This is a genomic window from Alginatibacterium sediminis (assembly GCF_003610775.1).
In the GTDB taxonomy this organism is placed as follows: domain Bacteria; phylum Pseudomonadota; class Gammaproteobacteria; order Enterobacterales; family Celerinatantimonadaceae; genus Alginatibacterium; species Alginatibacterium sediminis.
Map to the genome: position 1 here is coordinate 205,148 of NZ_RAQO01000004.1, position 15,103 is coordinate 220,250.

Annotated in this window: 14 protein-coding genes; 9 read left to right on the forward strand and 5 right to left on the reverse strand. The window is 42.8% G+C overall.

Annotation, left to right across the window (positions count from 1 at the left end):
• Positions 1-22: 22 nt before the first annotated feature.
• From pseI to pseB, 5 genes are read right to left on the reverse strand one after another with little or no spacing between them, the layout of a single operon-like run.
• Entirely contained in the window at positions 23-1,078 is a 1,056-nt protein-coding gene (gene pseI / locus DBZ36_RS04050) for a pseudaminic acid synthase (protein ID WP_120353652.1), read from the reverse strand.
• On the reverse strand, positions 1,075-2,616 hold the full coding sequence (gene pseG / locus DBZ36_RS04055) for a UDP-2,4-diacetamido-2,4,6-trideoxy-beta-L-altropyranose hydrolase (RefSeq protein WP_120353653.1): 1,542 nt from the start codon (positions 2,614-2,616) through the stop codon (positions 1,075-1,077). The genes pseI and pseG overlap by 4 nt, the downstream gene beginning before the upstream one ends.
• The gene (gene pseF, locus DBZ36_RS04060; RefSeq protein WP_120353654.1) at positions 2,613-3,299 is read right to left on the reverse strand and encodes a pseudaminic acid cytidylyltransferase; all 687 of its coding nucleotides are present in this window, start codon (positions 3,297-3,299) and stop codon (positions 2,613-2,615) included. Before pseF ends, pseG begins: the two co-directional genes overlap by 4 nt.
• Positions 3,296-4,444: a UDP-4-amino-4,6-dideoxy-N-acetyl-beta-L-altrosamine transaminase gene (gene pseC, locus DBZ36_RS04065; protein ID WP_120353655.1), complete on the reverse strand. Its 1,149-nt coding sequence runs from the start codon at positions 4,442-4,444 to the stop codon at positions 3,296-3,298. The genes pseF and pseC overlap by 4 nt, the downstream gene beginning before the upstream one ends.
• The gene (gene pseB, locus DBZ36_RS04070; protein ID WP_120353656.1) at positions 4,441-5,442 is read right to left on the reverse strand and encodes a UDP-N-acetylglucosamine 4,6-dehydratase (inverting); all 1,002 of its coding nucleotides are present in this window, start codon (positions 5,440-5,442) and stop codon (positions 4,441-4,443) included. Before pseB ends, pseC begins: the two co-directional genes overlap by 4 nt.
• A gap of 296 nt (positions 5,443-5,738) precedes the next feature.
• Between pseB and DBZ36_RS04075 the strand changes: the two genes are divergently transcribed.
• The 9 genes from DBZ36_RS04075 to pyrF all read left to right on the forward strand — a co-directional run bounded on the left by DBZ36_RS04075 (position 5,739) and on the right by pyrF (position 15,052).
• Positions 5,739-7,232: a sigma-54 dependent transcriptional regulator gene (locus DBZ36_RS04075; RefSeq protein WP_120353657.1), complete on the forward strand. Its 1,494-nt coding sequence runs from the start codon at positions 5,739-5,741 to the stop codon at positions 7,230-7,232.
• Positions 7,233-7,323: 91 nt separating this feature from the next.
• Positions 7,324-8,370 (forward strand): sensor histidine kinase, encoded by a 1,047-nt coding sequence (locus tag DBZ36_RS04080; protein ID WP_120353658.1) that lies wholly within the window; start codon positions 7,324-7,326, stop codon positions 8,368-8,370.
• A 2-nt stretch (positions 8,371-8,372) separates the two neighbouring features.
• Complete coding sequence (locus DBZ36_RS04085; protein ID WP_120353659.1) at positions 8,373-9,758, forward strand: sigma-54-dependent transcriptional regulator; 1,386 nt, start codon at positions 8,373-8,375, stop codon at positions 9,756-9,758.
• Positions 9,759-9,954: 196 nt separating this feature from the next.
• On the forward strand, positions 9,955-10,635 hold the full coding sequence (cmk, locus tag DBZ36_RS04090) for a (d)CMP kinase (RefSeq protein WP_120353660.1): 681 nt from the start codon (positions 9,955-9,957) through the stop codon (positions 10,633-10,635).
• Positions 10,636-10,741: 106 nt separating this feature from the next.
• Positions 10,742-12,415 (forward strand): 30S ribosomal protein S1, encoded by a 1,674-nt coding sequence (gene rpsA, locus DBZ36_RS04095; protein WP_120353661.1) that lies wholly within the window; start codon positions 10,742-10,744, stop codon positions 12,413-12,415.
• Between the two features lie 87 nt (positions 12,416-12,502).
• Entirely contained in the window at positions 12,503-12,793 is a 291-nt protein-coding gene (locus DBZ36_RS04100) for an integration host factor subunit beta (RefSeq protein WP_267900174.1), read from the forward strand.
• A gap of 90 nt (positions 12,794-12,883) precedes the next feature.
• Complete coding sequence (locus tag DBZ36_RS04105) at positions 12,884-13,171, forward strand: LapA family protein (protein WP_120353663.1); 288 nt, start codon at positions 12,884-12,886, stop codon at positions 13,169-13,171.
• 7 nt (positions 13,172-13,178) lie between these two features.
• A complete protein-coding gene (lapB, locus tag DBZ36_RS04110; RefSeq protein ID WP_120353664.1) occupies positions 13,179-14,348 on the forward strand; it encodes a lipopolysaccharide assembly protein LapB in 1,170 nt (389 codons plus the stop codon).
• 2 nt (positions 14,349-14,350) lie between these two features.
• Positions 14,351-15,052 carry an orotidine-5'-phosphate decarboxylase gene (pyrF, locus tag DBZ36_RS04115; protein WP_199711766.1) on the forward strand — a complete coding sequence of 234 codons (702 nt, stop codon included), beginning with the start codon at positions 14,351-14,353 and terminating at the stop codon, positions 15,050-15,052.
• Positions 15,053-15,103 lie beyond the last annotated feature (51 nt).

Consider the following 15,103-nt stretch of genomic DNA (forward strand, 5'->3'; position numbering starts at 1 on the left):
CAACAATCATTAACAAAATAAGTTAGCCTCTGCTTACAATTCCCCAGGATATTGGAGTTGCATGATCTATATCGCAATCAGCTCTCAAACCAATTATTTCATCGAGATACTTTGGCGCTAAACCAAAGCCAGGACGTATACTTTTCACATTATCGGTAGTAAAAAGCTCGCCTTTTTGGATGTTTTTGCAGGCATATAATGAACGTCTAAACTGAGCGTTTTCTTTTTCACTCGAAGCCTGAGAATATGATACATGGCCCAAAGCAGACCAAGCGGTTTGTGCCGAACTACAAAGTTGTTTTAACTCTTTTGGCTCGATAGAAAAACTGTCGTCTGGTCCACCGCCGAGCCGATCTAAAGTGACATGTTTTTCAACGATCGATGCACCTAAAGCGACAGCAGTAATAGCGGTCGTGTTATCGATAGTATGGTCAGACAATCCAGTAACCAAACCAAACTGTTCTTGCATATCGACTAGAGTGTTAAGGTTGTAATCACTGGCTGGAGCAGGGTAGCCACTTACACAATGCAATATTGCTAATTGACTACATCCAGCACTTTTAGCTGTATCTATCGCTTCTTGAATCTCGAGCTGATTGGCCATCCCTGTCGAAATGATCATCGGCTTACCTGTTGCTGCTACATATTTAATGAGCGGTAAATCAATGGCTTCAAAAGAAGCTATTTTATAGGCGGGGGTATTGAGATCTTCTAGTAAATCAACGGCGCTATTATCAAATGGTGAGCTAAATAGTGTTACCCCTAATTTGTTCGCGAAATCGAATAGCTCTTGATGCCACTCCCATGGGGTGTAAGCGGATTCATATAGTTCATAGAGAGTTTTGCCAGCCCATAATCCGCCGCTAATTTGGAATTCTAGCTTGTTACTATCCAACGTTATTGTATCGGCACGATAGGTTTGAATTTTAACTGCGTCGGCACCAGATTTTTTAGCTGCTTTGATAAGGGACAATGCATTATCGATGCTCCCATTATGATTTGCAGATATTTCGGCAATGATATAAGGAGAGCAGCCTTTGCCTATATATTTATTGTCGATACATATACGTCTAGTCATGCGGAACATCCTTTGGCGGCGTAGCGAAATCGGTTGTTTCCTATATATTGAAAGCCTTGTTTTCTAAATAATGCTAAGGAAGCAACGTTTTGAGGTAAAATCGTAGCGTAAAAATCTGTTTTGGGCATAAGTATAATTGCTAGTTCTAAGGCTGCTTTCGCAACCCCCAACCTTTTACTACTGTCGGGGGTGACGATAGAAACTTCGTATGCTGAAAATTCTACTAACCAGTCAAGCCTTAGCATACCAAGTTGGGTATCCTTGCTGCTTACCATATATAGGTGGTAGTTTTTATCCGAGAGTTGCCTTTGAAACCAAAGCTGGTGTTCAATATAGCTAGGTATCGAAGGGTTTAAGGCATACTCGCGGGTTGCTGGTTCTTGTTGCCACTCAAACAGTTGTTGGCAATCATTGCTGTTGGCCAATTTAAGGTGGACTAATAGCCCATCCTTTAAGCTTGTTTGAAATATACAGGCAGCTGCTCTCCGAGAGCCGTGTGCATCGACTAGAGCAATAGACTTACTGACCATACTCTGGTAGTTCGATTGAATGTAATTAAGTGCTTGCTCTAGCTTAGTACCGTTGAGCTCAGAGGGAGAACCTAAGGCTATACTAGCGCCTTGGTGCTCAAGAATTTTACAGATTTCTTTTTGATTCTCGGCTAGTTCAATACTGATACTTGGTAGTCCTAATGCGCAGCGCTCCCATGCACTAGCACCGCTAGCGCCAATAGCAAGATCATGCTGAGACAGTATTTCAGCCATGTTAGAAACAGCAAAGAGTACCTTGTAATTTGTGAATCGTGACGTGTTGCTAACATCGACTAAAGATGATTGATGTGGGTTATTTGGGCCAACAATGATTGTGATTCGCACACTACTATTAAGTGAACTATTCTCCAACATTAGCATGAGTTCTTTAGTCACATTATTTCGATCTGTGCCCCCTAAACTGACTAGTAGCGATTTAACTTTCGAAGTGTTTTTACGTTTGACTAGAATTTTATCTTTAAATTGCAAAAATTCATCTCTAAGCAATGCAAAGTCAGTACCCAGCAGTAAGTTTGTAAATTCGGGTACAAGTGGGTAGTAAGCGGAAAGGTCTCGAGCGTATGTTTGGTCTAGTAAAGTGTCACAGTGATGAAATCGATTGGCTAAATCATCAATCACAACGAGATGGCGAGTACAAGGTTTTAGCATTGCTTCCCAACGGCTGTCGATACCATAGTGGTCAACCACCATGTAGTCAACTCGGGGCAATTCTTCGAGATTGCTAATTGTTGCTTTTGCATCACCTCTGTAGCTGCGTCCAAGCCAGCTTGATGTTAATTCTGGGTCAATGTTGCTATTACCAGCTGGTATCAACGATACCTTGAAGCCAAACGATCTTATAATCGAGCAAATATTTCCTGGGTGGTCTGTGCAGATAAAACTCAGGTCATGACCAAATTTTTTTAGTTGATTTGCAAGCGACAAACAGCGATACACATGTCCACTTCCGATGACCAATGATGAATCGACTCTAAATACAAAGTTCACTGACTGGCTCTATAATCGTATAGGAACTCAGCGATGGCCCAGTCTTCTAAGTCGTCTATATCTACGCAGCTGTATTTTCCTAGTCGTAAACCTAATGATTTGTCACTATATATTGAAGTGTTATTTAAAAAAGCCGACACTTTACCCCAGTAAAACTGACCCGTATCGTAATAGGCTTCTCTTAAGTCTTGACTCCTACTATTTAGATGCTCTGGTACTGTCATCGATAGGAAACCTTTTGAATCCCGCAACAATGCTCGTTGAATAGGGCTAGTAAACTCAGCGATAGGGAACACATAATCAGCGCTTTCCGCTTTTAATAAACGGATACCCTCACGTAGTTGGCCTGGAGTAACAAAAGGTGCTGTAGCATATATACAGCAGACATTTTCGAAATGCTCTTCTTGATCGAGTTGCGTAACCGCATGGTGCATAACATCTAGTGTGGTTGCGTAGTCATCGGCAATATGAGCAGGACGCATAAAGGGAACTTCTGCGCCGTATTGTATCGCGATTTCCGCTATTTCCTTGTCATCTGTTGAAATGATTACCCGATCAAAACATTGGCTTTTAATTGCACTTTCGATGCTGTAGGCGATAATTGGTTTACCATTAAACAGCTTGATGTTTTTCCGCGGAATGCGTTTGCTTCCACCGCGAGCCGGAATAATCGCAATATTCAAGAAAACTGCTCCCGTAAGGTAAAACAAATATGCTGAATTTCGGAACTTTCTAAGTCTGGAAACAAAGGCAGGGTCAATATTTGTTGATAAAAGCTTTCAGCATTTGGGAAATCCCCTAATTTAAAACCAAGTTTCATATAGTAGGGTTGCAAATGAACAGGGAAGTAATGCACATGAACTTGAATCCCAAGCTTTCTCATTGCGTCAAATACTGCGCGCCGCTTAGCGGGGTCTTTCAACCGGACAATTTGCAAGTGTCTTGCTGAATAGCTTTGCTTAAGCGGTTCTACGATATCTAAAGGAAAGCCTACAAGTAGTTCACGATAGAGAGCCGCAAGTTGATTTCTTTTATCTACAAAGGAATCTAAACGAGTCAGTTGACTGATACCGAGCGCCGCATGAATATCAGTCATACGATAATTTAGACCCAGCTCATGTTGTTCATAGTACCAGTCACCTTCATTTGGTCGCGTCAATTGCGAATTATCTTTGGTGATGCCGTGGCTTCTGTAAAGCTCAATACGTTTGGCCAAAGCTGGATTCTGAGTTGTGACCATCCCTCCTTCGGCGGAGGTCACAATCTTGACAGGGTGAAAACTAAAAATGCACATGTCACTGTACTGGCAAGAACCAACTTTATTTCCATCATGACTACCACCAATTGCATGAGAGGCATCTTCAATAACTGCGATACCATAATCGTTAGCGAGCTTCGAGATAGCTTGCATGTCACTACTATGGCCTGCTAGGTGAACGACTATTATAGCTTTTGGTAGTTTCCCAACAGCTTCTGCCGCTTCAAGTTTGGTTGCTAGAGCATTGGGACACATATTGCCCGTTGTCGGCTCGACATCAACAAAGTCAATTGTTGCACCACACAAACGGGCGCAATTGGCGGATGCCACAAAGGTAATAGGTGATGTCCAGACAATGGAGGAGCTATCGACATCAAGCGCTAAGCAAGCAATGTGAAGTGCAGACGTTGCACTATTTACGGCAACGGCAAACTGACTATCGACTAATGTGCATACTTTCTGCTCAAACTCTGGGACTTTTGGGCCTTGAGTCAAATAATCTGACTTCAGAACATCTATAACCGCATTGATGTCTTCGTCTACAATATTTTGTTTACCGTAAGGAATCATAACTCTGCCATTTTATCAAAAGCCAAGATTTGTTCCGTAGTTAGAAAGTCTGGATTGGTCTCAGAATGGTATTCAAAGCCCTGTGCTACTGTTGTCCCTAATTCGTCGATTAGGTTACGCGAGTAGTTATGCTCGTCGTTGTAAAACTTGATACTCGGGCAAATTACGAAATGGTCATTAAATTCCAAAGTGAGGTGGGAGTCATCACTTGGGCACATGACCTCATGTAATTTTTCACCAGGTCGAATACCAATAATATCAAGAGGTAGTTCGGGTGCATACGCTTTAGCCAAATCTGTGATCCGAACCGAAGGGATTTTGGGGATAAATATTTCGCCGCCATACATACGGCTAAAGTTTTTGAGTACGAAATCTACACCTTGTTGAAGCGTAATCCAAAAGCGGGTCATATCTTCGTGAGTGATAGGTAAGTTTTCGCTACCATTGGCAATAAGCTGTTTAAAGAATGGGACAACTGACCCGCGGGAGCCAACAACATTGCCGTAGCGTACAACTGCAAAGCGAGTCTGACCTTGACCGACCATGTTGTTTGCCGCCACAAATAGTTTGTCAGACGCCAGTTTGGTCGCCCCATACAAATTGATTGGAGAGGCAGCTTTATCGGTAGAAAGTGCAATGACCTTGGTCACGTTGTTTTCTATAGCAGCCTTGATTACATTTTCGGCGCCATGAATATTAGTTTTAATACACTCCATGGGATTGTATTCAGCTGCTGGAACTTGCTTCAAGGCGGCTGCATGAATCACATAGTCTACGTCATTCATGGCTTGAATTAGGCGCTCTCTGTCGCGAACATCCCCGATAAAGTAGCGCATGCAGGGGTCATTAAATTCCTGCTGCATTTCAAATTGCTTGAGCTCATCACGCGAATAGATGATCAATCTTTTTGGCTTGTAACGCTCCAATATAGTTTTAGTATATTTTTTTCCAAAAGAGCCTGTGCCACCGGTAATCAGGATAGATTTGTTATCAAACATAAAGATTCCATTTATTCATAAGTAATGAATTGCTTGTCTCGTTTGAAAATACTGCAATAACTGCACCATTTTATTATTAATAAGTATTAACGCAGTTTTTTAACGGCATCGCAAACATTCTACGATAGAGCTGTGCTAATGAATTGAAATATTGACCTTCTACAAGGCATACGTCAAACTTTTGTCGTTATTTGGCGACAGACCTTGCAAAATTTTGACGCTCGCTTAGAATAACTGCTAGTAATTGCTTTGAGATCAATAACTCAAGCAACCATAGCCAAGGAATATCAAGGACGATGCAAGAACCACGCACAATTTTGATTTGTGATAATGATACGCAGCGCGCGCATGAGTTAACCACCGTGCTCAAATTCATTGGCGAAAGCAGTGAAATTTGCGAAAGCTCTGTTGTCCAAGAGCGAATTAAAGCTGGCGGCGAATTTGTTGCAATCATCTCTCCTTCGGTTATGGATGCTAATTCACTTATAGAACAGTTTTTAGCCGTACCATTTTTGGTAATCGGCGATGACAACTCTATAAAGGGTCAGGGCAATTTAATTGGTTCCGTCGCACAGCCTTTTGCCTATGAGCATCTCACTCAACAATTACATCATTGTCTGACTTATTTAACTCAACTACCCACCAAAAATGCAGCACCACGAAGTGAACGCTTACGACAAAACTTGGTAGGCAAGGGCATAGCAATACAAGAAGTGCGTCATCTCATTGAGCAAGTCGCCAATAAAGATGCCAATGTATTGATTCTAGGAGAATCGGGCACTGGTAAAGAGGTGGTTGCACAAGCCATTCACGATCACAGCCCACGCGCAGAAGGCCCTTTTGTGCCGATTAATTGTGGTGCTATTCCCGCAGATCTTTTAGAAAGTGAATTGTTCGGTCATGAGAAAGGCGCGTTTACTGGTGCATTCGCCATGCGAAAAGGGCGCTTTGAACTCGCAGCAGGAGGCACGCTTTTTCTAGATGAGATCGGCGATATGCCAATGCCGATGCAGGTGAAATTACTCAGGGTGTTGCAAGAACGTTCTTTTGAACGAGTCGGAGGTGTTAAACCGATAAAAGCCGATGTACGTATCATTGCAGCAACCCACCGTCAGCTCGAAACCATGATAGAAAAAGAACTTTTTAGAGAAGATCTATACTACCGACTTAATGTGTTCCCGATCGAAATGCCTTCACTTCGTGAGCGCCAAGACGATATTCCCTTGCTGCTCCAAGAATTAGTAAATCGCCATGAAGACGAGCATGGGGCTGTCGTGCGTTTTACCCAGCGCGCAATTGAGTCATTAATGGCACATCAGTGGCCTGGAAATGTACGGGAACTATCTAACTTAATTGAGCGTTTGTTAATCCTACATCCAAATCAAATTGTGGATGTCTCAGACTTGCCTCCAAAATATCGGCATATTGATGCACCGGCGTTTGAACCTGATTACAGTGAAGAAATTGCTGAGCGAGAAGCCTTGCTTGCTATTTTTGACGACGAAGCCCCCGAAAATCTAGATCTCTCTGACCAAGCATTTTTTGAAGAAGAAGCGATTGATTTTAGTCAAACCGAAGATGAAGTATCAGAGCCAACACTCAATGGTGGATTACCAGAGCATGGCTTAAACCTCAAAGAGTTATTAGCACAGCTTGAAGTTGATATGATCTGCCAGGCTCTAGAGCAACAAGATGGAGTTGTTGCAAGAGCGGCTGAACAATTACAAATGCGAAGAACAACCCTTGTTGAAAAAATGCGTAAGTATGGCTTGAATAAGGATAACGCCTAAAATTCCCACAAGATGCTGAAATAATTCATTATTTTTTTGGCATTTAAATTGCAATAAATCCGTAGAGCCAATTCAATGACAGTAAGGCACTATGAATTTACCAGCAGACATCGCGTGTTCAAAAAGCGCCAATATCCCCAACCACGATCTGACTCAAGTTTTTGAGGTCATGCCTTCTGCTTTGATTATACTTGATGCGAAGGGATTTATTGCCAGAATTAACAGTGCTGCGTGTGTATTGTTGGGCAAAGATTTAGTTGGCAAACGCTGGTTAGATGTTGTCCCACAAATATTTGCTCCACGAGCCGATGATGGTCACGAGTTATCGCTTAAAGATGGGCAACGAGTACAGTTAAATATCTCACCGTTAAGCGCACCTTTAGGTCAGTTGTTGGTATTTACTGACCTCACTCAAACCCGGGCCTTACAAACTCGCGTTGCGCGTATGCAGCGTTTGTCATCTTTGGGCAAAATGGTAGCGTCCCTAGCGCACCAGATCCGAACCCCGCTTTCTGCTGCAATGTTATACGCAGCAAATCTAGGTAATCCCAACTTAGGCCATGACTCACAACTGAATTTTCAGAGCAAGTTAGTTAATCGCTTAAATGAACTAGAGGGTCAAGTAAGCGATATGTTGTTGTTCGCTAAAGGTGGTGATACCAGTACCGCAACGATAGAAAACGGTAACCAATTATTAGAGCAGCTATCGATAAGCTGTGAAACTATATTAGCTAAGAAAACCCAAAGTCTAACTCTACGGTACAGCGATACTGCGTTACAAATTATCTGTAACCAAAGTACCTTGTTGTCAGCATTAAGTAATTTGGTAGAAAACGCATGCCACGCCAGTGAGGAGCATCAGCAGCTCGTTTTATCTTTAGAGCAAGAGGGTCACTTTGCTAGTTTCTCTGTTGAAGATTTTGCTGGTGGGATATCTGAGATCGAGAAAGTACGCCGCTGCGAGCCTTTTTACACAACTAAAGCAAATGGTACTGGTCTTGGTCTAGCTGTAGTTAATGCTGTAAGTAAAGCGCATAACGGTAAGTTAGAGTTTATAAATACTGATCGCGGTTGCCTTGCCAAAGTTTCTATTCCACTGCACGACGTGCAATCTCATGCCAAAGCTGTAGGAGAATAATTATGCCCACTACACATATTTTAGTCGTTGAAGACGATAAGGGCCTACGAGAAGCACTCGTTGACACCTTATGTTTGGCAAACTATCAGTGTTTGGACGCATCGAGTGCTGAAGAGGCATTGCTAATACTTAAATCTCAACGTGTTGATCTAGTCATCAGCGATGTGCAAATGGGTGGCATGGATGGCTTAAGTTTATTGCGCAATATTCGTCGAAGTTGGCCTAAAGTGCCTGTTTTACTAATGACTGCATATGCCAAGATAAATGATGCGGTGGGTGCCATGAAAGATGGGGCTGTCGACTATTTGAGTAAACCATTTTCGCCGGAAGTGTTACTTACCGCTGTAGAGCAATATGCACCGGCACTAAAAGTTGAAGCAAGAACTCCTATTTATGGCGACCCACATACAGCGCAGTTACTTGAACTCAGCAAAAAAGTTGCACAGTCTGACGCTTCGGTATTGATTACTGGGCCTAGTGGGGCTGGTAAGGAAGTATTATCCCGATTTATTCATGATAGTTCGCCTCGAAGCGAGCAAGATTTTGTCGCTATAAATTGTGCTGCGATCCCAGATAATATGCTTGAAGCCACTTTGTTCGGGTACGAAAAGGGTGCCTTTACTGGTGCTATCAAAGCTTGTCCGGGTAAGTTTGAGCAAGCTCAATCGGGTACAATTTTGCTCGACGAAATTTCTGAAATGGATCTCGCGTTGCAAGCAAAGCTACTACGTGTACTACAAGAAAAGGAAGTAGAGCGCTTGGGCAGTCGAAAGACGATCAAATTGGATGTAAGAGTTTTAGCGACTTCAAACCGAGATATGCGTGAATTAGTTGATCAAGGCCGCTTTCGCGAAGACTTATATTACCGATTGAATGTTTTCCCGCTTAATTGGCTACCGCTTAAACAGCGGCCAGGTGATATTTTACCTCTCGCACAACATATGTTGCAACGCTATCAAGGAGCACAAGCCAAACACTTTTCGCAGCAAGCGAAGAATACCCTGTCGAGTTATGCGTGGCCAGGTAATGTGAGAGAGCTAGAAAATGTAGTCCAGCGTGCCCTTATCCTGTGTGAAGCCGATGAAATTGATAAGGCCCAGCTGTTGATAGAAGGTATACCCTTGCAACAACCGGCAACTCCTATTCGCAAAGAGGCTGAAGTCCAAAGCAATCAAATGTCTGTACCAGCGCCTCTTCGAGAAGAGAGCAGTGGCGAAGAAGCTCTAGGGGCGGAGCTTCGCTATCAAGAACAACAAATTATTCTAGATACGCTCAAGGCCTGTAATGGCAAACGTAAAGACGTTGCTGAAAAACTTGGTATTAGTCCTAGAACGCTGCGTTATAAACTCGCTAAGATAAGAGACTCAGGGGTTGCTTTAAGCGTTTAAGCTTAAACCAGCATACTACTACTCCCAAGTTATCTAAAACAAAGACTTGCACATAGCTTGTTAAGTCTTTGTTTTACCTCTTTTGTAGTACTAATTGATTCCTTTTAGTAAATAAACCTCATCTTTAGACTTAAAATTGCGTATAATACGCCGCGATAAAAAGTCGATTTAGACGTTAATGTGTTGAGGGGAATGAATGCCAAACTCGAGTTCAGTTATCACCGTTGATGGACCTAGCGGAGCCGGCAAAGGAACACTTTGCCAACGCTTAGCAAGTCATTATGGTTTTCATCTCCTTGATAGCGGTGCTATCTATCGTGTTCTCGCCTTAGCTGCTCTGCATCACAATTTAGAGCTCGACAACGAAGAATCGTTAGCACTAACAGCTGCGCACCTTGATGTGCGCTTTGCCTTCAGCAGTGGTGACCTACAAGTCATTCTCGAAGGCGAAGATGTTACCCGAGAATTACGCAAAGAAACTACCGGCAACGCCGCATCTAAAATCGCAGCGTTCCCGAGGGTGAGAGAAGCCCTGTTAAGACGCCAGCGCGCTTTTCGCGAATCCCCTGGTTTAGTTGCTGATGGCAGAGATATGGGGACGGTTGTCTTCACCGATGCGCCTGTAAAGATTTTCTTAGATGCGAGCGCTGAAGAAAGGGCCCAGAGGCGCTATAAGCAGTTGCAACTCAAAGGCTTTGATGTTAGTTTTGACCACCTTTTGAGCGAAATTAAAGAACGTGACCACCGAGATCGTAATCGAAGTGTAGCTCCTTTAATCGCTGCCGAAGGCGCGTTAACTATTGATTCTACTTCTCTTTCTATAGACGAAGTAGTTCAAATGTCGATTAATTATATCGACAAAATACTAAACCGGTAATCTCCGGTATTGGGTCACCAAATCTAAGGATGGATTAGGTGTATATTTTTAACCCCAACTAGCAGGATGCTAGCTGGTCGTTTATATGTGTGTAAACTAATTAAACATGACTGAATCTTTTGCTCTACTCTTTGAAGAATCTTTAAAAGACCTGGAATTCCAAGCTGGTTCCATCGTTAAAGGCACCGTTGTTGGTATTGAAAACGGTATGGTTTTGGTAGATGCAGGTTTGAAATCTGAATCTGCTATTCCTGCTGAACAATTCAAAAACGCTGCTGGCGAACTTGAAGTTGAAATTGGCGACCAAGTCGACGTTGCACTTGATGCTGTCGAAGATGGTTTCGGTGAAACTCAACTTTCTCGTGAGAAAGCGAAGCGCCATGAGTCTTGGATCCAATTGGAGAAGGCTTATGAAGATCAAGAAACAGTAATTGGTGTTATCAATGGTAAAGTCAAAGGCGGCTTTACAGTTGAAGTAAACACAATTCGTGCATTCTTGCCTGGTTCTTTGGTTGATGTGCGTCCTGTCCGTGACACGGCTCACCTTGAAGGCAAAGAATTAGAATTCAAAGTAATTAAGCTAGACCAAAAACGCAACAACGTTGTTGTTTCTCGTCGTGCCGTAATCGAAACTGAAAACAGTGTAGAACGCGAGCAGCTTCTTGAGAATCTACAAGAAGGTCAAGAAACTAAAGGTATCGTTAAGAACCTTACCGATTACGGTGCGTTTGTTGACTTGGGCGGTGTTGACGGCCTACTACACATTACTGATATGGCTTGGAAACGCGTTAAGCACCCAAGTGAAATCGTTAATGTTGGTGATGAGATCAACGTTAAAGTTCTTAAGTTTGACCGTGAGCGCACACGCGTATCATTGGGTCTTAAGCAACTTGGTGAAGATCCATGGGTTGCAATTGCTAATCGTTACCCAGAAGGCGCTCGCCTTGAAGGTCGCGTAACTAACCTTACTGACTATGGTTGCTTCGTTGAAATTGAAGACGGTGTTGAAGGTCTTGTTCACGTTTCAGAAATGGACTGGACAAACAAAAACATTCACCCATCTAAAGTTGTTAACGTTGGTGATCTTGTTGAAGTTATGGTTCTTGACATCGACGAAGAACGTCGTCGTATTTCTCTAGGTCTTAAGCAATGTAAAGCTAACCCTTGGGATCTATTCGCAAGTACTCATAATAAAGGCGATCAAGTATCAGGTAAGATCAAGTCAATCACTGACTTTGGTATCTTTATCGGTCTTGACGGTGGTATCGATGGTCTTGTTCACTTGTCTGATATCTCTTGGGATGTTGCTGGTGAAGATGCTGTTCGTGACTTCAAGAAAGGCGACGAGATCGAAGCTGTTGTACTTCAAGTGGATGCTGACCGTGAGCGTATTAGCTTGGGCGTTAAGCAACTTGGTGAAGATCCATTCAACAACTTCCTTGCAGACCTTAAGAAAGGCACTATCGTAAATGGTACCGTTAGCGAAGTTGATGCTAAAGGCGCTACGATTGAGCTAATCGAAGGTGTTGAAGGTTACTTGCGTGCTGGTGATATCAGCCGTGACCGTGTTGAAGATGCATCACTACTTCTTTCTGTTGGTGATAAAGTTGACGCTAAGTTCATGGGCGTTGACCGTAAAAACCGCGTAATCAGCTTGTCTATCCGTGCGAAAGATGAGTCTGACGAGAAAGAAGCAATGGCTAGCTTGAACAAGAACGAAGATGCTCAACTTGGCAATGCCATGGCTGACGCATTCAAATCGGCTCTTAAAGGCGAATAAGTCTTAAACTAAGCAGTTGATTTAAAGGGGGGACTTGTCCCCCCTTTGTTCTTTATCTACACTGATAACATCAACGTACAAAACTACATTGGAGTTACCATGACCAAGTCTGACCTGATTGAGAAGCTTGCTGCAAGTCACATGCACCTTTCAACCAAAGATATTGAAACCGCAATTAAAGAAATTCTTGAAAAAATGGCTGATACTCTTGAATCTGGCGAACGTATCGAGATTCGAGGTTTTGGAAGTTTTTCTCTGCATTATCGAGCTCCCCGTGTTGGACGCAATCCTAAAACTGGCGAAAAAGTCGAGTTAAGCGGAAAACAAGTCCCACACTTTAAACCGGGTAAAGAGTTACGTGAGCGCGTTAATCTATAGTTGATTCAACGATCAATCGTGGAGTCATAAGCAGTTTTCCGGCATAATCAATCCATTGGATAAACAGCTTCATGGTTTAGGAGAGTTGGATTGAAAACTATTGTTATCGCGATTATTCTCATCGTTATGTTTATTTTGGCTATTGCGCTTGGCGCTCAAAATGAACAACTAGTTTCGGTGAATTATTTAGTAGCCCAACAAGAATTACGATTATCGTGGTTGATGGCTGGCTGCTTTATTGCTGGCGTGCTAGTCGCATTTATGAGCATTGCTTTGTACTACTTCAAACAAAGCTTTGAACGCAGTAAATTAAAGCGCAAAGTCAGTAAACAGCAAGTAACTATTGAGAAATTGCAAAATCAAAACCTTAAGGTTTAGTTTTTAGATGTATGGCCTGCTGTTTTTACTGCTTCCAATTGCTGCCGCTTACGGTTGGTATATGGGACAGCGTAGCTATCAAAACTCTAAAAAACGTCAAGCCAATCGATTTTCTCAACAATACGTCACCGGCCTTAATCTATTACTAAATAATCAAAGTGATAAGGCCGTAGACTTATTCATCGAAATGCTACAAGTCGATGAAGACACCATTGATACCCATTTGGCCTTGGGGAACTTATTTCGTCAACGCGGCGAAGTAGACCGGGCAATTCGCATTCATCAAAACTTAGTTGCTAGACCTAGCATCGATCCAGACCAACGTATTTTAGCCCATCTACAACTTGCAAAGGACTATTTAGCTGCCGGTTTACTCGATCGTGCTGAAGCGCTGTTTATCGAATTACTTGAAGAAGAAGACCATCGCGATGTGGCACTTAGTCAGCTGTTAAACATATACCAGCAAACTCAAGAGTGGACCAAGGCGATTGCTGTTGGTAAAAAAGTATCGAATAAAGTTGTGACTGATATTCAGCGTCAACTTGCTCATTTTCACTGCGAACTGGCAGTTCAAGTCGATACTCTAAGTCAAGAAGCCAAGACCATAGCTTATTTAAAAAAGGCATTAGTCTTAGAGCATAAGTGTGTTCGGGCTAGTTTGCACTTAGCACAAGTTTATAATCGTGCACAGCAATACGAGTCGGCAGCTAGAATGCTCAGCGGAATTTTAGATCAAGATAAAGATTTGTTTTCGGAAGCGTTAGATCCTCTTGAAACGGCATATTTAGCTTTGGATTTACGTCTCGAGTTAGTTGAATTACTTAAAAAAGCGATACAGAATAAAACTGGGGTGTCAGTCGTGATGCGCTTGGCTCATTACTATGAGCAAGATGGTCGCTTTGAAGATGCAAAGCTTCTACTGAATACTGAATTGCATCGGCAGCCGACTATGAAAGGCTTTAAGCAGCTGATGACTTACCATATTCGAGAAGCTGAGCCCGGACAAGCAAAACAAAGCCTCGAGTCCTTACATTCAATGGTAGGAGAACAGCTTAAGCTTAAGCCTCACTACCGCTGTAAACGCTGTGGATTTGCCACACATTCTATATACTGGCATTGCCCATCTTGTAAAAGTTGGGGAAGTGTTAAACCCATTCGCGGATTAGACGGAGAATAATTGTGTTACACGAACCTCGCATCATTGTGGCATTAGATTACGATGATGAAACAGCTTGCCTAAATTTTGTCCGCAGTCTTGAACCTGGTAGTTGCCGGTTAAAAATTGGCAAAGAGATGTTTACCTTGTTCGGACCTGAGTTGGTTCGTAAAGTTCAGGGACTGGGATTTGAAGTTTTTTTGGACCTTAAGTTTCATGACATTCCTAATACAGTAGCCAAAGCAGTGGCTGCAGCTGCTAAATTAGGGGTGTGGATGGTCAATGTACACGCCAGTGGAGGCGAGCGCATGATGATCGCTGCTCGCGAAAGTTTAGATAATGTAGTTGGTTCTAAGCCAAAACTAATTGCTGTGACTGTGTTGACCAGTATGGAACAAGCCGACTTATCTAGGATTGGGGTCACTGTATCCCCACAAGAGCACGTTTTGCATTTAGCCAGTCTTACACAACATTGTGGCTTAGATGGTGTTGTATGTTCCGCACACGAAGCTAGACAGCTAAAAATTCAATGCGGTGACGAGTTTTTATTAGTAACTCCTGGCATTCGTCCATCTGGAAGTAGTGTTGGCGACCAAAAAAGAATTATGACGCCTACACAGGCTAGACACGTCGGTGCTGATTACTTAGTGATAGGGCGCCCGATTACTCAGGCGGATGAGCCGAAACTAGTACTTGAGCAGATCAATCAACAGCTTGTTCAGTAATCAGTCAATGGGGGCTGGCTCTCGGCTCCCATGTTCTTTCTTCGATAGCTG

What these genes read in the sequence shown, in the direction of transcription:
- pseI (WP_120353652.1), bottom strand. Translation starts at nt 1,078, where the DNA reads ATGACTAGACGTATATGTATCGACAATAAATATATAGGCAAAGGCTGC.
- pseC (WP_120353655.1), bottom strand. Translation starts at nt 4,444, where the DNA reads ATGATTCCTTACGGTAAACAAAATATTGTAGACGAAGACATCAATGCG.
- pseB (WP_120353656.1), bottom strand. Translation starts at nt 5,442, where the DNA reads ATGTTTGATAACAAATCTATCCTGATTACCGGTGGCACAGGCTCTTTT.
- DBZ36_RS04075 (WP_120353657.1), top strand. Translation starts at nt 5,739, where the DNA reads ATGCAAGAACCACGCACAATTTTGATTTGTGATAATGATACGCAGCGC.
- DBZ36_RS04080 (WP_120353658.1), top strand. Translation starts at nt 7,324, where the DNA reads ATGAATTTACCAGCAGACATCGCGTGTTCAAAAAGCGCCAATATCCCC.
- DBZ36_RS04085 (WP_120353659.1), top strand. Translation starts at nt 8,373, where the DNA reads ATGCCCACTACACATATTTTAGTCGTTGAAGACGATAAGGGCCTACGA.
- cmk (WP_120353660.1), top strand. Translation starts at nt 9,955, where the DNA reads ATGCCAAACTCGAGTTCAGTTATCACCGTTGATGGACCTAGCGGAGCC.
- rpsA (WP_120353661.1), top strand. Translation starts at nt 10,742, where the DNA reads ATGACTGAATCTTTTGCTCTACTCTTTGAAGAATCTTTAAAAGACCTG.
- lapB (WP_120353664.1), top strand. Translation starts at nt 13,179, where the DNA reads ATGTATGGCCTGCTGTTTTTACTGCTTCCAATTGCTGCCGCTTACGGT.